Below are 18,955 nucleotides of genomic sequence, written 5' to 3'. Positions count from 1 at the left end.
ATATATTTGCTGACCTTGCCCTTTTCACATTCGAATCGGTACGAGCTTATGCTCAGACCGATGGTGATACGCCGTGACATGAGGAGTCTTGAGATGTGCAGCCCCCTTTTTTTCAGCCGCTATTCACTGCGGAACCTGCTCATCATCACTGATTACTTCCCGGCAATAACTTCCCCTCTGGGCCCTTGATGGAACGGGCCCTTTCGCGGCAGCGAGCTGTTCAAAGCTCGTTTTGGCCCGCTCTGCGGGCCTTCTTTTTTCTGCATGTTCAGACGACATTTACAATGCTCACGCCCAGGAGCCCGCGCATGCCGCATGATTGGCTCATGATGCCTTCAGGCACGCTGCGACCTGGGCAAGGCTCGATATACATGGGAGCTGTCCCTTATGTTCAAACTCGCTTACGCCCCTTACAAAACCTGGACGACTATTCCTTCGCTCGGCATTCGCATGCACGCCCGCACCTGGCTAGCCCATGAAGACGATCCACATCAGGTTCCATTCATCCTGATTCATGGCCTGGCGCTTTCAAGCCGCTATATGGTCCCGCTGGGGAGACGTCTCGCATCGATGGGTCATGACGTCATGGCACCCGATTTGCCCGGTTTCGGGCGTTCGCCTGCGCCGCGGATGTCCAAGTGGCCAGCAGGTCCGGATGTCAGAGAGCAGTCGAATCATCTGCTGGCCTGGATGGATGCCAACGGAATCCACAAGGCGGTGCTGTGCGGCAACTCCGTAGGCGTACAAATCGCCGTTGAAATTGCGGCACGCTTTCCGGATAGAGTCGAGCGCCTGATCCTGATCGCACCTACGCCAGACCCGGCCTATCGGACACCGGCGCGGCAGTACGCCCGCCTCGTCTTGAACATGCCGTTCGAGGCACCCTCGATCAACCCGCTGATGCACATGGAGTATCTTTCCAATGGCCTACCGCGCATGGTTCAGCAGCTTCGCAGAACGGTGGACGACCCCATAGAAAACCGTCTGTCCCACGTGCATGTTCCTGCCCTTGTAATCCGTGGCCAATACGACAAGACCCTTACCCAGCAGTGGGCAGAGGAATTCACCAGTCTACTTCCCAACGGCAAACTGGTGGTTGTAGAAGGCGCGGCGCACAACGCGCACTACACCGCCGCGCCGCTCATGTCGCAGCTGGTCCATCGGTTCATCACCGGTCGTTTCGATACCCGAGCAACCGACATGAGTAATGAAATTGTCGTCTCTGGCATGGATCAGGGTCGTGATCGGCTGGCGCCAGCCAAGTTATTATCACCTCGCATGCACGGCCTTCTGGACTATGCCTCAGCAGGCCTCTGTCTGGCATTGGCAGGTGTCAACGAGTGGGGACCGCGCACCCGCCAACTGTTTGCCGTTGCAGGTCTTTCAACCGCAACCTACAGTCTTCTGACCAACTACGAGTATGGTCTGGTGCGCAAGCTGCCCATGACGGTTCATCTCAATATCGATACCTGCAGCGGATTGAAGCTCCTTCTGGCCGCCGCTACCTTGCTTCGCGGCGAGCCCGTAACCGGACGCTGGGCCGTTGCGGCTCAAGGTACGTTCAATCTGCTGGCTGTGGCGGCAACACGAGTTCCAATGGGCCCGGCTCGCCTGGTGCCGGTGCAAAACCTGAGCCTCTGCGCTCCTACGGACTACCACCCGGCTACCGCCGATGAGAACACCTACTCCCAATGACGTAAAACGCAGCTCACAACTTACAGGGAGACATGGCGCCTGCGCCTAGCCACAACAGGCATAGGAGGCGCAACCAGGCGAGCTGAACCGTGGAGTTGCCCAACGATAGGCGTTGGGCAACTCGTTACCTTCGAACGTCATGAACTCCATATGGGCCGCAAGGGAGCCATTTACCAGGCGCATCCACAGCTCGGCTGGAAGCGTGTTGAAGTAGCTGTCCATATCCGACTGCGACTGCCATTGGCCATACACCAACCAGCAGTTTTCCTCTTCCGGCGATGGCATGACGGTAAAGGTGAGACACGTCTGCCCTGGATAAGGCAATCCCCTGAGACATGCCCTGAGGGCTGCGGAGCGCCCGGTGCGGGCATGGATCAAGAGCAACGATGTACAAGGCGATGCGGACATGAGTCCTCCTCCGAGATGAAGTGCCACGGGTTGAAACCGGAAGCCCTTAATAAGGGCTCGCGGTCGGCCTGACGATAATCTCGCTTACGTCCACTTCAGCAGGCTGTTCAATTGCAAACGCAATGGCGCGCGCGATGGACTCCGGTGAAATAGCCCCTCGGCGAAACGCGTCCATGGCTGCCTGAGCGGTTGGATCGGTGATGGTGTCAGCCAGCTCAGACTCCGTTACCCCGGGCGAGATCACAGTGACGCGGATATCGGCTCCTACCTCCTGACGCAACCCTTCGGAAATGGCCCTGACGGCAAACTTGGTTGCACAGTAAACCGCGGCAGTAGGACTGACAGCATGCCCGCCAATCGAAGACAGATTGATGAACTGTCCGCTACGCTGCTGTTGCATGACCGGCAAGCCCGCCGCAATCCCGTGGAGCACGCCCCGAATGTTTACATCGATCATGCGATTCCATTCGTCAACCTTGAGCGCTTCAAGCTTGGAAAGCGGCATCACACCCGCATTGTTGACCAATACATCCAGACGTCCGCCCTGCTGCTGAGCGAACTGCACAAACGACTCCATATCCTCCAATGCGGTAACGTCGAGCCGGCGGTAGTCAGCCTTGCCGCCCTGCGCCCTGATTTCAGCTACCAGGGTCTCAAGCCGCTCTGTACGACGCGCCCCTAGAATGACGAAGCCGCCCTGTGCCGCCAGATACCGTGCGGTTGCTTCGCCAATGCCACTGCTTGCGCCGGTAATTGCGATGACCTTGCCTTCTAGACCTTTCATACGAATCTCCTTGCCTGTCAGTGAGGGCGGCCGGTATTGCCGCGTTAGTGACAAGGCTAGAGCCGAAAGGCATTCAGACGTTAGACGGATCCTGCTCGCTTCTTGCCTGATCCTGCACGGAGAAGAACGCAGTGGGCCAGGGAGCGCCTGTCCAACACGATTATTCGCGCTCTGCAGGCAAGGTTGGACTACGCTGGCTTTCACAATCCTGCGGACCGCGGGCATACCATGACAGGATCAGGCAAGAAGTCAGCAGAATTGATATAACCCTGCATTGCCACTTTTGGTTATCGTGACGCCTGACTTGATCGGTACGCCTGTGCACGCCGATACAATGGGAACCGCAAGCTTCAGGGGATCAGCATGGACTGTGTAACGCATGAATCCACTCATAGTCGAGACACGCTTCTGCAGCAGGAACTGGCAGCGCTGATTGATCAGCTTACGTTGACCGATGGCGCTCATACCACCCGGATCGACGGTCTCTGCTTGATGCGTGCAAGCCAGCCCTCAGACCCTGTGCATGGGATCAGCAACCCCAGCTTTTGTGTCATCGCACAAGGTCGTAAGCAGGTTACGCTTGGCGATGAATGCTTTACCTATGACCCTCTGTATTACTTGGTGGGCTCTGTCTCGCTTCCTGTGACCGGCCAGATTATCGAGGCTACCCCCGAGCGCCCCTATCTCTGTATTCGGATCAACCTGGACCCGGCGGAAATTACCCGCCTGATAGCCGACGCCGGCCCGACAGGTGTCCCCGTCGTACCAGCTCACCGGGGCCTGTACGTCGAGCGCGTGGATAATGCCATGCTCGATGCCGTGACTCGACTGGTTCGCCTCTTGCACACCCCGCGTGACGCGGCGATGCTGGCCCCTCTGGTGCTACGAGAGATCTATTATCGGTTACTGCGTAGCCCCCAGGGATATCGACTGTACGAAATGGCAATAACGAACAGCCAAACCCACCGTGTAAATCGCGCCATCAACTGGTTGAATCAGAACTACATTGAGCCGTTGAAGATCGATGAGCTTGCCCGGCGCGTCAATCTGAGCCCTTCAACGCTGCATCATCGCTTCAAGGCGGTGACTGCGATGAGCCCACTGCAATATCAGAAGCAGCTACGCCTTCAGGAAGCCAAGCGCCTGATGCTCCATGAGGGCATCGATTGCTCGTCGGCAGCGCACCGGGTGGGTTATGAAAGCCCCTCCCAATTTAGCCGCGAATACAGCCGGTTATTTGGAGCACCACCCATGAAAGATATGGCCCGCTTAAGAGCGAGCGCGTAGTAACACCTGACGTCCTACCGCCCGCACTTAGAACCTTGCGCGCACCTAGCACGGCAGACTACCCCGGCGGGATTAGACCTTTGTCTAACCAACAGCAATGACCTATCGGTCAAACCCAGCATTTCTCTGCTCCGCTCTTATCAATCAGGTCATTACGCCACTATAGGGCGCTTGTACCCTGGCTTTGAGCTTAATCGACACCCTTAAAAGCTTGTAAGAGAATGTTTCCAGCGAAGGGTTTCCTTACAGGAGTCTTGGCGAAACTCGTAAGATACGACAACTTACCGCCTCCAAGAAAAAGGCGTCGTTGACATCGCAGGTAAGCACTGTTAAAAATTTCGCCATCTAGTCGTATGATGTCTTACGACTCAAAATAATACTAATAACCAGGAAACTGACATGGCGACCAGTTCTGTAGAGAATCAGCGTTTGAACCGTATCCTTCTCACCGGCGCCGCAGGCGGTCTCGGGAAGGTACTCCGCGAAGCCCTCCGCCCTTACGCTGAAGTGATTCGGCTTTCCGATATCGCCAACATGGCACCCGCCGAAGGCCCCCATGAAGAAGTCGTTCCGTGCGACCTTTCTGACAAAGCCGCCGTCGATGAACTCGTCAAAGGTGTAGATGCGATTCTGCATTTTGGCGGGGTTTCGGTTGAGCGTCCTTTCGAGGAAATCCTGGAAGCCAACATCAAAGGCGTCTTCCACATTTACGAAGCGGCACGCCGCCATGGCGTCAAGCGCGTCATCTTCGCCAGCTCGAACCACGTCATCGGCTTTTACAAGCAGACCGAACGTATCGATGCTAGCTCGCCGCGCCGCCCAGACAGCTACTACGGGCTGTCCAAATCCTATGGTGAAGACGTCGCCAGCTTCTATTTTGATCGCTATGGCATCGAAACCGTTAGCATCCGTATCGGCTCCTCCTTCCCCGAGCCGCAGAACCGCCGCATGCTGGCTACCTGGCTGAGCTACAACGATCTGACCAATCTGATCGCCCGCTCCCTGTTCACGCCCAATGTTGGCCACACCGTCGTGTTTGGAGCCTCCAAGAACCGTGACGTATGGTGGGATAACCGCCTGGCCGCTCACTTGGGCTGGGAGCCACAGGACTCCTCCGAGCAGTTCCGCGAGAAAGTCGAAGCAGAGCCGGCTCCGGCGGCGGATGATCCGTCCATGGTGTATCAGGGCGGCGCTTTCGTTGCCTCGGGTCCGTTTGAATAAGTACGCCGTTGCTTGCGATGGATCAGGACGATCGGACTGAACAAGAGAGATAAGAATGATGCAAGCTGAACTGATTCTGGATGCCCGCAACGGTACGGGAGAAAGCCCGGTCTGGAACCTACGGGAACAGGCGCTCTACTGGGTCGATATCCCTGCTCGTACCCTCAACCGCTGGAGTGCTGCCGATGGCAGCACCCGCGCCTGGCTGGCTCCAGAAATGATCGCCTGCGTGGCACGCTATGACGGCAGTGACACTGCATGGTTGGCAGGCCTTGAGAGTGGTCTGTTCAAGGTAGAGATCACCGACGGAGACACCTTGCAAGCCACAGCCCTGGCCAACGTAACGCACCCGACCGGAAACATGCGTTTCAATGACGGACGCTGTGACCGCCAGGGTCGCTTTTGGGCGGGAACCATGGTCATGGATATGGCAGCTGCAACACCGGCGGGAAAGCTATACCGCTTCCCTGAGCAACACTCGACCGCAGCCGATGGCCTGACCCCGATTCTGGAAGACCTTATCGTACCCAACGGTCTGGGCTTCAGCCCAGACGGCCGGACCATGTATCTGTCCGACTCGCATCCCAATGCACAGCTGATCTGGGCATTCGACTACGACACGGATACCGGCACCCCTCACAACCGCCGTCTGTTCGTTGATATGAACAATTATCCTGGTCGCCCTGATGGCGCCGCGGTGGATGAGGACGGTTGCTATTGGATCTGCGGTAATGATGCTGGCCAGATCCATCGCTTTACCCCGGATGGGAAGCTGGATCGTTCGCTGACCGTACCGGTAAAAAAACCGGCCATGTGCGCCTTTGGCGGACCGGGCCTGGATACGCTGTTCGTCACCTCCATCCGACCTGGCGGTGATCTATCTGATCAACCTCTGGCGGGCGGTGTGTTTGCCTTGAGGCCTGGCGTGAAAGGCCTGGAAGAGCCGACGTTCAGAGGATAGAACAACGCCTTCTACTACCGCTGTACTCCTCATAACAAAGACAAGATGTACTAAGGAGTTATCTCATGAATTTCAAACGTAACCTGTTGGCCGCTGCATGCTGTGCGCTTCTGACTCCCGCAATCGCACTGGCTGATATCACCCTGAAGTCTTCGGACGTTCACCCGGCAGGCTATCCGACGGTCGTTGCCGTCGACAACATGGGCAAGAAACTCAAGAAGGAAACCGACGGCGAACTCAGCATTCGCATGTTCCCCGGCGGCGTCCTGGGTAGCGAAAAGGAAGTAGTCGAGCAGGTTCAGCTGGGCGCGATTCAGATGGCCCGCATTTCCATCGGATCGGTAGGCCCGGTGGTACCGGAAGTCAACGTGTTCAACCTGCCCTTCGTCTTCCGCGACGAAGCGCATATGCGCAAAGTGATTGATGGTGAGGTAGGCCAGGAGTTGCTGGATACCGTAACCAACTCCAACTTCAATCTCGTGGCCCTGGGTTGGATGGATGGCGGTACTCGCCATCTGTACACCAAAAAGCCGGTGCGCAAGATAGAAGACCTTGGCGGCATGAAGATCCGTGTAATCGGCAACCCGATCTTCATTGACACCCTGAACGCCATGGGCGGCAGCGGTATTGCGATGGCAACCGGTGAGATCTATAGCGCCTTGCAGACCGGCGTGATCGATGGCGCGGAAAACAACCCGCCTACCATGGTTACGCAGAACCATTTCCAGGTAGCCAAGTATTACACCCAGACAGGTCACCTGATCCTGCCGGAAATGCTGGTCATGTCCAAGGCCACCTGGAACAAGCTGACGCCGGATCAACAGGCGCTGGTCAAGAAAACTGCACGCGAAGCGCAGATGGAAGAGCGTGAGCTGTGGGACAAGTACAACGCGGAAAGTGTCGCCAAGTTGAAAGCTGCCAACGTTGAGTTTATCGAAGTTGACCGCAAGCCTTTCTATGACGCCACCGCGCCGGTACGTGAAAAATATAGCCAGCAGTACGGACCCAAATTCGCCGAGCTGGTCAAGCGTGTTGAAGCGGTGCAATAAGGCCTGACGGCCATTACAACAACAACCTGACATGCCCTGCTCGCTCCGAGGTCCTCTCGCAGCGAGCATGCGGCCGCTCGGAGCTTTTCATGAAACATGCTCTTCTGCGTGTCAACGATGTCATCTATACCCTCTGTGTCTGGATAGCGGGCCTGTCAATTCTTGTCATCTCGCTCATCATTCCGTGGGGTATTTTTACCCGTTACGTAATGGGAACCGGTTCATCCTGGCCGGAGCCTATCGCCATTCTGCTCATGTCCATTTTCACGTTCATTGGCGCAGCGCCCAGCTACCGTGCCGGTGCGCACATGGCTGTAGCAATGTTTACCGATCGTCTTCCGCCACTGCTCAAGAAATACGATGCCGTTCTGGTCAATCTGCTGATGACCGCCATCAGCCTCTTCATGACGATCTGGGGTATCAAGCTGTGCATGGCGACCTGGTACCAGTTCACCAGTGACCTGGCCTGGCTCCGGGTAGGGATTGCCTATTCGCCTATCCCAATCGGTGGCGCGCTGACCCTCTGGTTCGTGCTCGAAAGAATCATTTTTGGCGATCAAAGCCAACGGCGCGTCGTGCAATACGATGCGGTAGAAGAAGCGGCCGAAGGAGTTGCCTGATATGGATGCGTTCGTATTACTAGGCAGTTTCATACTGCTGATTCTGCTGGGCATGCCGGTTGCCTACGCACTTGGCCTAGCGGCGCTCGTCGGCGCCTGGTGGATCGATATTCCGTTCGATGCGCTGATGATTCAGGTGGCTGGGGGTATCAACAAGTTTTCCCTGCTGGCCATTCCCTTCTTCGTGCTGGCGGGGGCCATCATGGCCGAAGGGGGTATGTCGCGGCGGCTGGTGGAGTGCGCCAACGTACTGGTAGGCTTCATCCGCGGTGGGCTGTCGCTGGTCAACATCCTGGCCTCGACCTTCTTTGGCGCAATTTCCGGCTCCTCCCTGGCGGATACCGCCTCGGTAGGTTCGGTGCTGATTCCGGAAATGGAAAAGAAGGGTTATCCGCGTGACTATGCCACTGCCGTTACGGTCAGCGGCTCGGTTCAGGCGCTGCTGACTCCACCCAGCCACAACTCCGTCCTGTACTCGCTGGCCGCCGGTGGTACGGTTTCCATCGGCTCGCTGTTCATCGCCGGCATTGGACCGGGGCTTCTGCTCAGCGCCATCATGATGCTGATGTGCCTGTTCTTCGCCAAGAAGCGCAACTACCCCAAGGGTGAAGTCATTCCCATGAAGCAGGCGCTGAAGATCTGCGTCGAGGCGCTCTGGGGCATGATGACCATGGTGATCATTCTCGGTGGCATTATCTCCGGCATCTTTACAGCAACGGAATCTGCTGCGGTTGCCGTGCTGTGGGCATTCTTCGTGACAATGTTCATCTACCGCGATTACAAGTGGAATGAACTGCCCAAGCTCATGCATCGAACCGTACGTACGGTCTCTGTGGTGATGATCCTGATTGCCTTTGCCTCAAGCTTTGGCTACATCATGACGCTCATGCAGATTCCGGCACAGATCACCGGCGCCCTCATGACCATTTCGGAAAACCGTTATGTAATCCTGATGTGCGTAAACATCATGCTGCTGATCCTGGGTACGGTAATGGATATGGCTCCGCTGATCCTGATCCTGACGCCTATCCTGTTACCGGTCATGATCTCCATTGGCGTAGATCCCGTGCATTTCGGCATGATTATGCTGGTCAACCTGGGTATCGGTCTGATCACCCCACCGGTAGGCGGCGTGCTGTTCGTGGGCGCAGCTGTAGGCAAGGTGACTATCGAGCAAACCGTAAAGGCACTGTTGCCGTTCTATGTAGCCCTGTTTGCTGCCCTGATGGCCGTAACCTATATCCCCGCAATCTCTCTCTTCCTACCCAGCCTGATGGGTAACTGATCCATCGCATGACTGCTGGTCTCATCGGGACCAGCAGCCCCTCTCTACTGCCGACTGGCAGCTCATCGGATCACCCCTGCAATTCGCTTCGTTTCCCCGCAATTTTTCCTATAGTGAACGTGCCATTATTGATAGCCTTTCAGTACGTTAATGCCTGCATTAATGGCCTGAGCCTGTTGAACCTATAAGAACGATAAAGCCCCACCTGGAGGATGCCTTGATGCAACATGCCGAACGGCTGCCTGCCGCTCTCATCGATGAGGGGCAGTATCGTCTGCTCGTGGAAGCCGTTTCTGACTACGCGATTTTCATGCTGGATCCGGACGGTTTCGTAGCAAGCTGGAATCCCGGCGCTCGCCGCTTCAAAGGGTACGAGACAGCAGAAATCCTCGGTCATCACTTTTCGTGCTTCTATACCGCTGAGGACTTGCTGACCGGCCTACCCGGCCGGGCACTTGAGCAGGCCCGCTGTGAAGGCCGGTTCGAGGAGGAAGGCTGGCGTGTACGCAAGGATGGCACACGCTTCTGGGCGCATGTTGTAATCGACCCTATTCGTAACGCACAAGGCACGCTGTTGGGCTTTGCCAAGGTGACGCGCGACCTTACCGAGCGAAAGGCGGCGGAAGACGCCTTGAGAAAAAGTGAAGAGCAGTTCCGCCTGCTGGTTCAAGGCGTCTCCGATTATGCCCTTTACATGCTGGACCCGACCGGTCAGGTGACTAGCTGGAATGCCGGTGCCGAGAAGATCAAGGGTTACACCCCACAGGAAATCATCGGTCAGCATTTCTCACGCTTCTACACCCCTGAAGATCGGGAAGCAGGCCTGCCCCAACAGGGGCTGGAAACGGCTCAACGTGAGGGTCGTTTTGAAAAGGAAGGCTGGCGAATCCGCAAGGACGGTACACGCTTTTGGGCCAATGTTGTCATCGATGCAATAAGGGACGACAACGGCACCCTCCTCGGCTACGCCAAGGTCACCCGTGACATCACCGAGAAACGGGAAACCCAACTGGCTCTGGAGCAAGCCCGGGAGGCCCTGTTCCAGTCACAGAAGATGGAAGCCCTGGGCCAGCTGACCGGTGGGATTGCCCACGACTTCAACAACCTGCTCATGGTGTTCATTGGCTGCCTTGAACTGGTTCGCAAGCGTCTGCCGGATGATCCCAAGGTTACACCGCTGCTCGACAATGCCATCCAGGGGGCACAGCGAGGCGTTTCTCTGACCCAGCGCATGCTGGCCTTCGCACGCCGTCAGGAACTGAATCCGGAGACCATTGAACTGCCTACTCTGGTCCGCGGTATGGCCGAACTGCTTCAGCGTTCCCTGGGCCCGTCGATCAAGATCGAAACCCGCTTTCCGCTGATTCTCAGACCTGCCCACGCCGACACCAATCAATTGGAGCTGGCCCTGCTCAACCTGGCCATGAATGCACGAGACGCCATGCCGGAGGGCGGCTCCATCATCATCTCGGCCCGTGATGAACTGATCTCCCAAGGCCATCCCAGCCACTTGAAACCGGGGGCCTACGTCTGCCTATCGGTACAGGACACCGGCCAGGGAATGGATGAAGACACATTGTCCCGTGCCATGGAGCCTTTCTTTACCACCAAGGGCATCGGTAAGGGAACGGGGCTTGGACTGTCCATGGTGCACGGCCTTACCGAACAATCCGGTGGCAGGCTCATCCTCAAAAGCCGGCTGGGCGAAGGCACTACAGCCGAAATCTGGTTACCCGCCGCACACGTATCTGATGCCGGCATGCAGACCACTGACGAACCCCTACCCGCGCCTTCAACAGACAAACCCGGAAATACCTTTCATATCCTGGTGGTAGACGACGACCCGCTCGTCCTGACCAGTACCGCTGCCATGCTGGAAGACCTGGGAAACACCGTTTACAAGGCCTCCAGTGGCACCCAGGCGCTCGATATAATGAGGAAGGCATATCCGCCTGTCGATCTGGTCATTACTGATCAGGCCATGCCTTACATGAGCGGCACTCAATTGGCAGAGGCCATACGGGCTCATTGGGCGGACCTTCCCATAGTGCTCGCATCAGGGTATGCCGAGTTGCCAGCAACGCTTTCGGTTGATCTGCACAAGCTAGCTAAGCCCTTCCGCCTGGAAGAGCTGGCCAAGGCCATTGATCAGGCCATGCGTCCGGACGCCATAGCCTCGGCTTGATGCTCTCACGCCGGGTGGCCATCGCGCACCCGGCCTTCTATCGGCTCGATACCTTTCAATAGAAACTCCACGCCAGCGAAACAGCTCCTATAAAACGTATCCGAATCAATAACCTGATCTGGATTACCACCCTCTTCTCAGCTCATACCTCATTCGCCCTAACCTGATATGGCAGGTATTGCCTCACATTCAGCAGGAAGCCGCACAGTCGAATAGAGCATTAAATCTGTCTTGCGGAGTTATCTATGGATGCTCAGTGTGAAGTTTGTTATTCAATTTTCCCTCCCATCGAGAATCCCAACCGAAGCGGGATGCTTCAGGTTGACGACACCCATCAACTCTATTGGGAGGAGTCCGGCAATCCTGAGGGGTTACCCGTCGTCTATCTGCACGGCGGACCTGGCGAAGGGGCCCCGCCCTCCAAGCGCCAATTCTGGGACCCGGACTATTACCGCATCATCCTCTTCGATCAGCGTGGCGCGTTACGCTCCACTCCCCTGGCCGAGGTTAAAAACAACACGACCCAGCATCTGATCGATGATATCGAGACCCTGAGGGAGATGCTCGGCATTGACAAATGGCTTGTCTGTGGCGGCTCATGGGGAACCACCCTGGCGCTTGCTTATGGCGAAGCCCATCCTGAGCGTTGCCTGGGTTTTGTCCTGCGTGGCATCTTTCTGGGCACAACCGATGAGATCAACTGGTTCGTTTACGGTATGCGCCTGTTTTTCCCAAAGGCCCATGAAGACTTCGTCAAGTGGCTGCCGGAGGAGGAACAAGGTGACCTGTTAGAAGCCTATTGCAAGCGGGTGACCTCCGAAGATAGAGACGTTCGGCAGGAGGCCGCCCGTTACTGGGTAAAATATTCCGGCAGCTGTGCGCTGCTGCGCCATGATCCTGAAGGCGTTGAAGAGCAAGCCGCTGACGATACGACCATGATGGGCATGGGTATCCTGGATCCGTATTACTTCAAGCACAGCATGTTTCTGGAAGACGACCAGTTGCTTCGCAACATTGACCGTATCAACCACCTGCCGTGCGCCATTGTGCAAGGTGGGCACGATATGATCGCAACGCCTCATGCTGCCTATCGGCTGCACAAATCCTGGCCTGGCTCCGTGCTGAACATGGTGCCTGATGCAGGCCACTCACCAATGGAACCCGGAACGCTGAGTGGGCTGATCCAGGCGTTCGAGGTCTTCAAGAAGACCGGCGATTTCCACCAGCCTTGATAGCTCTGTCACGACACAGATACCGCTGGAGCGCTTGCAATAAACCACGCCACACAAGACCTGTGGCGTGGTCGAGGCTGCTGGCAGGGTTTGCCACACCGGCAACCACACGGCAAGCCTTTCCAGAGAGCAGTTAGAACATCAATCCATACCCCATCGGGTACAGAGGTTTGCGGTTGCCTTCCTGGTTAGTTGAGTGACGGTTGATTACCTGTTCCATGGAAAGCGGCAGATCAAACGGTAGCTTGCCTTTGAAGCGGGTCGGATTGACTACCGCGTCCAGAAGGATCTCGTCGGATACACCAAAGTTGCCGATCAGGGCACCTACCTGCCCCTCAAGCTTGGTCAGCACGGCCGGACGATCCAGATACACACTTACAATAGTCGGCACACCCTTTGCGCTGGCAGCCTTGATCTGGATAAGGTCTGGATTGTCCTCCGGGTAGTCCAACGAACCCTCATGCTGCATGCTTCCGAACAGATAATTCGGATGTAACAGCTCGTAGGGCGCTGTGGAACGCATGATGGCAACGTCCGCCTTGTCCAGCGAATCCACGACATTCAGGCCGGCCTTTTGCGCCGCAGTGGCATCGACGTTATAAAGATAAACGTTTCGGCCCTGGCCAATAGGCAGCAACTTGCGGTTCTTGAGCAGTACCAGCGAGTTCTTTTGCGCGTCATCTGCCAATTGCTGATGCTCTGCACTGCCTACAACCTCGGCGGCCTTGGTTTCATCCACATACGGATTCTCGAAGAGTCCCTGCTCGAACTTCTGCTTCATGATGCGGATGACCGCCTCGTCCACACGACGCTCGGACACGAGCCCCTGCTTGACCGCACTCACTACGAGACTGCTGTCATCCACTCCGCCAAGCTGGTCGACCCCGGCGTTGATGGCCTTGGCGGTACGCTCAAGCTCAGTCAGCGACTCGACACCCCAGGGCATTCCCAGCGAGAACGGCTCACCCGGCTTGCTGCCGTTCTGGCAGGCCTCGTTACAGTCTTTGGTAATCAGCCAGTCGCTCACGACGACGCCCTTGAAGCCATAGCGGTCCCGCAGGAGATCCTGTAGCAGGAAGCGGTTGAATCCCGCCCCCACCTGCTCTTCGATCGGCCGTCCCTGGTGAGAGGCGTTCTGCAGAATCGAATAGGTCGGCATGACAGAGCCTACATTCGCCTCGAATGCCCCTATGAACGGAACGATATGCTGGCGAATGTCCTTGCCGTAGAAGTCTGCGTACTTGCCATAGGCATTGTGGCTGTCCCAGCCATCCTTCGCCTCTCCATAGCCTACCCAGTGCTTGACCACCGTCACCACACTGCCAGGGTTTAGGAAATTACCATTCTGCATGCCTTGAACATAGGCGCGAACCAGACGCTTGGCCAACTGGGCATCCTGTCCGAAGGTACCACTGCCGCGAGGCCAACGCGGCTCGGTATAGAGATCCGCCTGCGGAGATAGCGCCACGTTGATGCCTACCGCGCGATACTCATCGCGTACGACCTCGGCAAAGGTCTTGACGACCTTAGCGTCCCCAATGGCGCCCAACCCCAAGGCTTCCGGCCATTTGGAGAACGAACCGGACTGGTTGCTGGCGCCTGGTGTGTAGAGGAAAGAGTTACGGGGGTCGGTGCTGATGCTCAGGGGAATCGCCAGCCGCGATTGTTCAGCCAAGACTTGCAGCGCATTGTTCTGTTTGGCGAAATTCTCGGGGTCTGTATCCAGGCGCGTGATATAGGTGTTTACCTTCTTGGTTTCGATCGTCTTGGCAATCGCCTCCTGATCATAGACGGCACCGCCACCCAGCCCACCGGCATCCGCTACGGTCGGAAAGGTGCCATGCATCATGGCTCCTGCCTTCTCCTCAAGCGTCATCCAGGTAACCAGATTGCGGGCACGGTCCTCGGCAGGCAGTCGCCAATCCTCATAACGATCCAGCCGACCGTTACGGTTCATGTCCTTGAACTGCAAGCCGCCCACCGTTAGTACAGGCAGGTCTTTCTGCTCAAGCGTTACACCGTGCGAAGAAATACCTTGCGCCGAGACTCCTGTCGCCAGTGTGGCTAAGCTGATTAAAGCAGCGGCCTTTTTCATCGAACCCTCTCTTTTCCTTGTTATTGGTTAACGTAGCGCACTAATGATCTAGGGCACTGGAACTATAGAGCAGGTTTTACGAATCCGCTTGCTAACCGCACCGATTTGTCTGGCGCAGGTATTTCAACAAGCTTATCTATGCCTTGGCACGCCCCAGAATCTGGTCCATTACCCGGTCCGTCTTAACGGCTTCCCGCGCCAGCGCAGCGTAGTCACGCTCACCTCGAATATGCGCATTCATACCCAGCACGTGATACCACTGGATATGCTCAGGGTGCTGGATGTACTCGCTAACAGTTTCTTCAGCGTCCAGCCGGACCGGCTCATCACCAAATACTGAAAAGAGAATACGCCCTCGACTGCCAATGATTTCGACTCGATCCTCATGGCGGTCAGCCACAAAATTCCAGCACCCCATGCCGAGCGCGCCGGATGAGAAACGCCAGCTTGCAACTACTGCATCTTCCGCCGCATAGAGCCCTGCCTGTCTTGCAGTGAAACCGCTTACGGCCACGATATCGCCCAACAGGTACTGGAACAGGTCAAGGCCATGACTGGCCAGATCGGCAAAGTATCCACCCCCTGCGACAGCCGGGTCGGTTCGCCAGTTGGCCTGCTGCTCCAGATCTTTTTGCGAAGGCGGCTTTATCAGGCTCCAGGTCAGCTGCCTGACCTCGCCAATATGGCCCTGCGTCAACCATTCGCGTATCCGCTGAAACCGGGGCAGTGACCGACGGTAATACGATACGAAAAGATGGCGACCCACCTTGTCGAATGCCTGCTGCATCTCCTCGCTCTGCGTACTGCTGAGCGCCATCGGCTTTTCGACACAACAATGTTTGCCTGCGGTGGCCACCTGCATGCTGTAGGCATGATGGCTGTCGGGAGGCGTTGCGATATAAACAGCGTCCACGTCTGGATCATCGATCAAGGCTTGCGCATTGGTGTATATCCGCGCAATGCCATGACGCGCCGCATAATCGGTGACAGCCTCGGCACGGCGGCCCATCACCGCTACCAGCGCAGAGCCAGGCGCCTTGTAAAAGGCTGGCCCGCTTTTCCGCTCCGTCACATCCCCACAGCCAATCATTCCCCAGCGCACAACATCCATGAATTCTCTCCCGTTCAAGGAATCAATAGGTTTGGCACTTTTTCCCTTGTCTTCGTGCGATGCGACCACGCAGACTCAGGACTACCGTACAAAACAGGTGTGTCGGAATAGTAGTCACTGCACCCTATGCTGCGAACTGTTAGTTGGTAACGGCGCGGTGACAAACCGTCTGCCCAGGCATACAGCCCGTTCGGCATAGACAATCCATCCGCAACAAGAAGCGAGCCACGATGACCAGCAGCCAACGCCCGGTAGCGGGCCTCTCCCTACCTAAACCCATTATCGAGCGGGCCGAAGCCCTTTTGCAGCAAGGTGGTCGTCGCCTGCTGGGAATCGCTGGCCCACCGGGTGCTGGCAAGTCGACCGTGGCGGATCTGCTGGCGGCTGAGTTGGGCACGCGAGCATTGGTCGTACCCATGGACGGCTTTCATCTGGCCAATCGGGAGTTGGCTCGCCTTGGCCGCGCGGAACGCAAAGGGGCACCGGATACGTTCGATGTGTATGGATACCGGGCCCTGCTGAAGCGTCTCAGGCACCAGCAGGCAGACGAAACGGTCTACGCGCCCTCGTTTCATCGTGACATTGAGGAAGCCATTGCCGGATCGATTCCAATCTCATCCGAAGTGTCGCTGATCATCAGTGAGGGAAACTATCTGCTACTTGATGAGGGCCCCTGGCAACCCGTGGCCGAACTGTTCGACGAGTGCTGGTACGTTGCTGTCGACCCTGATGAGCGCCGTACCCGGCTGATCGAGCGCCATATGCATTTTGGGCGAAGCCGCGAAGCTGCTCAGGCCTGGGTTGAGCAGACTGATGAGCCCAACGCTCTGCGTATCGACCAGTACAAGGATCGAGCCCATCTTCAGATTCCCTGGTCTGATGGACCGGCCCGGTAAGTGAGCTGCGTAATGAATCAAGGACCTGGCTGATGCGTTTCAGACAGGCCCTTGAGGCAGTGCTCACTAGAATAACATCCCCAACAAAGACGCTTTGACCGCCGCCTCCGCCTTATTGGATGCATGAAGTTTCCGCATGGCATTTACCAAGTGAAACTTAACGGTACGCTCGTCGATATTAAGAATCAGTCCAACTTCGATATACGTCTTGCCTACGGCTGTCCATTTGAGAACTTCCCGCTCACGGCAAGTTAGTTCACTCGTACATTCAGGCATGGTTTTCGGAGCCAGAAAACGCACCATTGAAGAATGAACAAGCGTGGTCAGCCATATAAGCTTGGCTTCTTTTTCGTCGAGTTCTGTAACGGTAAGTTTTTCCGAAGAACGAACCAGCGACAACAGCCCCATCGTTCCAAACTGCCCTCGCGACGACAGGCACCAGCCATGACGAATGTCATGCTGCATCGCCTCTTCCCAGAAATCATGCTCCACCGCTGGTTGCTCCGCTGACCAGATCAGAGGGGACTGTTCCCGGATACCGTGCCGTACGGTTGGGTCGATGCAGTAATAATTATTAGCTACATACTTACTTTTCCAGGCATCAGGAAATGTTGTAAGAAGTTCTATTTTTGGGCTAGAAACAGGAAGTGGCGCCTGAAGGCCATAAGAACAGAATTGAAACCCCAGACCTGAAATGATCTTTCCAAGCTCACTGAACAATTGATGTTCGGATTTAGCCCCGGAGCATAAAGAGAGATAATCCTCACGCCAGTCTTTCACATTACTTCAACCTTTGTAAAAGATGCCCAAATGGGCAGTGGTTTGTTTCTAACAGGCTCCGTACCATCATCTATTGGTGATGACTTAATTATTGCGAAACAACTTGTAAGGTGATGAATCTTGGTCGATTTAGGTATTCTTTCGTCGCATCCCAAGGGCGCTGCCATGTCTTTATTAGCACCAGATCATTTCATCCGCATGTCTTACAAGGAGTTCAGCGACGTCACCTTTTACCAATACATGGCCTGGATGGACATGGATCTCGTCGAGGAGCTGCACAGCCTTGGAATAGACGCCGCTTCTGCCGGATTTTGCGAATGGGCCAGCACGACACATTCACCCTCCATCAGCATTGGCTGGACCTGGTTCAGACAAAGTTCAATTGGAAGCCCCTACCTTGCTCCCGGTGGAATCAGCACCAATCTGATGCTGCGATGTGCAACCGGTTACGATCTGGGACCACGGGCTACAGAAGAACTACTAATATCCTGGCTCTCTCGACAAAACTGGCAGTCCGGAATTCCAGTCACCTTATAAGCAGACCTGTCCAGATGGGCAGCTGTCCAAAAAAACGTCGCTCTCTTGTAATGGAGTAAAGACACTTACGGAGATGCGATATGCTTAATATGGTAACAGGGACGGTTAAAGATTTAAAACCGGCCATGGCACAGGCCCTTTCGGTATATCGATATAACATTTTTGTTGAAAAGATGGGTTGGCCTCTCGAGTGTCAGGAAGGTAACGAACAAGATGAGTTCGACCGTGAAGACACCCTTTATGTAGTGGCACATGACAGCAACAACGAAGTCTGTGGCTGCGCCCGCTTACTGCCTACCCATAAGCCGTATCTACTGGGTGAAGTCTTCCCCGAATTAATGGAAGGCGCGGCCTTACCGCATTCTTCCGATATTTGGGAACTGTCTCGCTTTGCCTTGAGCACCCCCAAAAATAAAGTATTAACCGCCGCGCAATCATGGCAAAACAATATCGCCTTGATGTCAAAAGTAGTTGATGCTGCAAGTGCTCGAGGAGCGCACCGCCTGATCGCTTTTTCCGGTGTTGGCAACGAAAGACTGCTCAAACGTGCCGGCCTGAATATTCACCGTATTTCCAAACCACATCTTATTGATAACAAACCGGTCGTCGCTTTCTGGATAGAAATCGACAACCAGACAAGAAATGCATTAGGTCTTCAATAAAACGACCTGATTGCCATGCGTGCTTAATAAAAAGATGGATAGACCAATCAATAAAAGGACGTTGATAAAAAGGCCCTAGTTTGGCTTTAAAAACACATCAGGTGATCCCTGCCTTTCAACACCTGAAAGCCAGCTTGACCTTGAATA

Annotated in this window: 17 protein-coding genes; 12 read left to right on the top strand and 5 right to left on the bottom strand. The window is 55.8% G+C overall.

The features are described 5' to 3' along the window. Positions 1-387 precede the first annotated feature (387 nt). A complete protein-coding gene (locus tag HMPREF1487_RS26355) occupies positions 388-1,695 on the top strand; it encodes an alpha/beta fold hydrolase (RefSeq protein ID WP_010798159.1) in 1,308 nt (435 codons plus the stop codon). 45 nt (positions 1,696-1,740) lie between these two features. Here HMPREF1487_RS26355 and HMPREF1487_RS18165 read toward each other — a convergent pair whose 3' ends face one another. Next, complete coding sequence (locus tag HMPREF1487_RS18165) at positions 1,741-2,103, bottom strand: putative quinol monooxygenase (protein ID WP_010798158.1); 363 nt, start codon at positions 2,101-2,103, stop codon at positions 1,741-1,743. Between the two features lie 46 nt (positions 2,104-2,149). Continuing rightward, positions 2,150-2,887, bottom strand: coding sequence for an SDR family oxidoreductase (locus tag HMPREF1487_RS18160; RefSeq protein WP_010798157.1), 738 nt, complete (start codon positions 2,885-2,887; stop codon positions 2,150-2,152). 363 nt (positions 2,888-3,250) lie between these two features. Here HMPREF1487_RS18160 and HMPREF1487_RS18155 point away from each other — a divergent pair, with 363 nt between their 5' ends. The 8 genes from HMPREF1487_RS18155 (at position 3,251) to pip (ending at position 12,727) form a co-directional block, all read left to right on the top strand. After that, the gene (locus HMPREF1487_RS18155; protein WP_010798156.1) at positions 3,251-4,174 is read left to right on the top strand and encodes an AraC family transcriptional regulator; all 924 of its coding nucleotides are present in this window, start codon (positions 3,251-3,253) and stop codon (positions 4,172-4,174) included. A 399-nt stretch (positions 4,175-4,573) separates the two neighbouring features. After that, positions 4,574-5,395, top strand: coding sequence for an NAD-dependent epimerase/dehydratase family protein (locus HMPREF1487_RS18150; RefSeq protein ID WP_010798155.1), 822 nt, complete (start codon positions 4,574-4,576; stop codon positions 5,393-5,395). 58 nt (positions 5,396-5,453) lie between these two features. Beyond that, entirely contained in the window at positions 5,454-6,356 is a 903-nt protein-coding gene (locus HMPREF1487_RS18145) for an SMP-30/gluconolactonase/LRE family protein (protein ID WP_037030894.1), read from the top strand. Between the two features lie 65 nt (positions 6,357-6,421). Continuing rightward, a complete protein-coding gene (locus HMPREF1487_RS18140) occupies positions 6,422-7,405 on the top strand; it encodes a TRAP transporter substrate-binding protein (RefSeq protein ID WP_010798153.1) in 984 nt (327 codons plus the stop codon). 89 nt (positions 7,406-7,494) lie between these two features. After that, on the top strand, positions 7,495-8,025 hold the full coding sequence (locus HMPREF1487_RS18135; RefSeq protein ID WP_010798152.1) for a TRAP transporter small permease: 531 nt from the start codon (positions 7,495-7,497) through the stop codon (positions 8,023-8,025). Position 8,026: 1 nt separating this feature from the next. Continuing rightward, on the top strand, positions 8,027-9,310 hold the full coding sequence (locus HMPREF1487_RS18130; protein ID WP_010798151.1) for a TRAP transporter large permease: 1,284 nt from the start codon (positions 8,027-8,029) through the stop codon (positions 9,308-9,310). A 220-nt stretch (positions 9,311-9,530) separates the two neighbouring features. Beyond that, entirely contained in the window at positions 9,531-11,495 is a 1,965-nt protein-coding gene (locus tag HMPREF1487_RS18125; protein WP_010798150.1) for a hybrid sensor histidine kinase/response regulator, read from the top strand. A 245-nt stretch (positions 11,496-11,740) separates the two neighbouring features. Then, positions 11,741-12,727 (top strand): prolyl aminopeptidase, encoded by a 987-nt coding sequence (pip, locus tag HMPREF1487_RS18120; protein WP_010798149.1) that lies wholly within the window; start codon positions 11,741-11,743, stop codon positions 12,725-12,727. Positions 12,728-12,860: 133 nt separating this feature from the next. Here the strand turns inward: pip and HMPREF1487_RS18115 are convergent, their stop codons facing one another. Beyond that, positions 12,861-14,822: a glycoside hydrolase family 3 protein gene (locus tag HMPREF1487_RS18115; RefSeq protein ID WP_010798148.1), complete on the bottom strand. Its 1,962-nt coding sequence runs from the start codon at positions 14,820-14,822 to the stop codon at positions 12,861-12,863. Positions 14,823-14,958: 136 nt separating this feature from the next. Beyond that, on the bottom strand, positions 14,959-15,933 hold the full coding sequence (locus HMPREF1487_RS18110; protein WP_010798147.1) for a Gfo/Idh/MocA family protein: 975 nt from the start codon (positions 15,931-15,933) through the stop codon (positions 14,959-14,961). Between the two features lie 230 nt (positions 15,934-16,163). Between HMPREF1487_RS18110 and HMPREF1487_RS18105 the strand changes: the two genes are divergently transcribed. Continuing rightward, positions 16,164-16,829, top strand: a complete 666-nt coding sequence (locus HMPREF1487_RS18105; RefSeq protein ID WP_010798146.1) for a nucleoside/nucleotide kinase family protein — start codon at positions 16,164-16,166, stop codon at positions 16,827-16,829. A gap of 66 nt (positions 16,830-16,895) precedes the next feature. On the opposite strand, the gene HMPREF1487_RS18100 is transcribed toward HMPREF1487_RS18105, so the two are convergent. Further along, the gene (locus tag HMPREF1487_RS18100; protein WP_010798145.1) at positions 16,896-17,609 is read right to left on the bottom strand and encodes a LuxR family transcriptional regulator; all 714 of its coding nucleotides are present in this window, start codon (positions 17,607-17,609) and stop codon (positions 16,896-16,898) included. Positions 17,610-17,729: 120 nt separating this feature from the next. On the opposite strand from HMPREF1487_RS18100, the gene HMPREF1487_RS26850 reads away from it, so the two are divergent. Beyond that, the gene (locus HMPREF1487_RS26850; protein ID WP_083397884.1) at positions 17,730-18,146 is read left to right on the top strand and encodes a DUF4902 domain-containing protein; all 417 of its coding nucleotides are present in this window, start codon (positions 17,730-17,732) and stop codon (positions 18,144-18,146) included. 80 nt (positions 18,147-18,226) lie between these two features. Then, positions 18,227-18,808, top strand: a complete 582-nt coding sequence (locus HMPREF1487_RS18095; protein WP_010798143.1) for an acyl-homoserine-lactone synthase — start codon at positions 18,227-18,229, stop codon at positions 18,806-18,808. Positions 18,809-18,955 lie beyond the last annotated feature (147 nt).

This window comes from Pseudomonas sp. HPB0071, assembly GCF_000478505.2.
GTDB classification, from domain to species: domain Bacteria; phylum Pseudomonadota; class Gammaproteobacteria; order Pseudomonadales; family Pseudomonadaceae; genus Chryseomonas; species Chryseomonas luteola.
Note: the sequence above shows the minus strand (reverse complement) of the source record. Positions and strands in the feature narration are given on the sequence as shown.

Bases quoted from the DNA above. Each gene is read 5' to 3' on its own strand.
- HMPREF1487_RS18145 (WP_037030894.1), top strand. From the start codon at position 5,454: ATGCAAGCTGAACTGATTCTGGATGCCCGCAACGGTACGGGAGAAAGC.
- HMPREF1487_RS18155 (WP_010798156.1), top strand. From the start codon at position 3,251: ATGGACTGTGTAACGCATGAATCCACTCATAGTCGAGACACGCTTCTG.
- pip (WP_010798149.1), top strand. From the start codon at position 11,741: ATGGATGCTCAGTGTGAAGTTTGTTATTCAATTTTCCCTCCCATCGAG.
- HMPREF1487_RS18115 (WP_010798148.1), bottom strand. From the start codon at position 14,822: ATGAAAAAGGCCGCTGCTTTAATCAGCTTAGCCACACTGGCGACAGGA.
- HMPREF1487_RS18165 (WP_010798158.1), bottom strand. From the start codon at position 2,103: ATGTCCGCATCGCCTTGTACATCGTTGCTCTTGATCCATGCCCGCACC.
- HMPREF1487_RS18125 (WP_010798150.1), top strand. From the start codon at position 9,531: ATGCAACATGCCGAACGGCTGCCTGCCGCTCTCATCGATGAGGGGCAG.
- HMPREF1487_RS18150 (WP_010798155.1), top strand. From the start codon at position 4,574: ATGGCGACCAGTTCTGTAGAGAATCAGCGTTTGAACCGTATCCTTCTC.
- HMPREF1487_RS26355 (WP_010798159.1), top strand. From the start codon at position 388: ATGTTCAAACTCGCTTACGCCCCTTACAAAACCTGGACGACTATTCCT.
- HMPREF1487_RS18135 (WP_010798152.1), top strand. From the start codon at position 7,495: ATGAAACATGCTCTTCTGCGTGTCAACGATGTCATCTATACCCTCTGT.
- HMPREF1487_RS18140 (WP_010798153.1), top strand. From the start codon at position 6,422: ATGAATTTCAAACGTAACCTGTTGGCCGCTGCATGCTGTGCGCTTCTG.
- HMPREF1487_RS18130 (WP_010798151.1), top strand. From the start codon at position 8,027: ATGGATGCGTTCGTATTACTAGGCAGTTTCATACTGCTGATTCTGCTG.
- HMPREF1487_RS18095 (WP_010798143.1), top strand. From the start codon at position 18,227: ATGCTTAATATGGTAACAGGGACGGTTAAAGATTTAAAACCGGCCATG.
- HMPREF1487_RS18105 (WP_010798146.1), top strand. From the start codon at position 16,164: ATGACCAGCAGCCAACGCCCGGTAGCGGGCCTCTCCCTACCTAAACCC.
- HMPREF1487_RS18160 (WP_010798157.1), bottom strand. From the start codon at position 2,887: ATGAAAGGTCTAGAAGGCAAGGTCATCGCAATTACCGGCGCAAGCAGT.
- HMPREF1487_RS18110 (WP_010798147.1), bottom strand. From the start codon at position 15,933: ATGGATGTTGTGCGCTGGGGAATGATTGGCTGTGGGGATGTGACGGAG.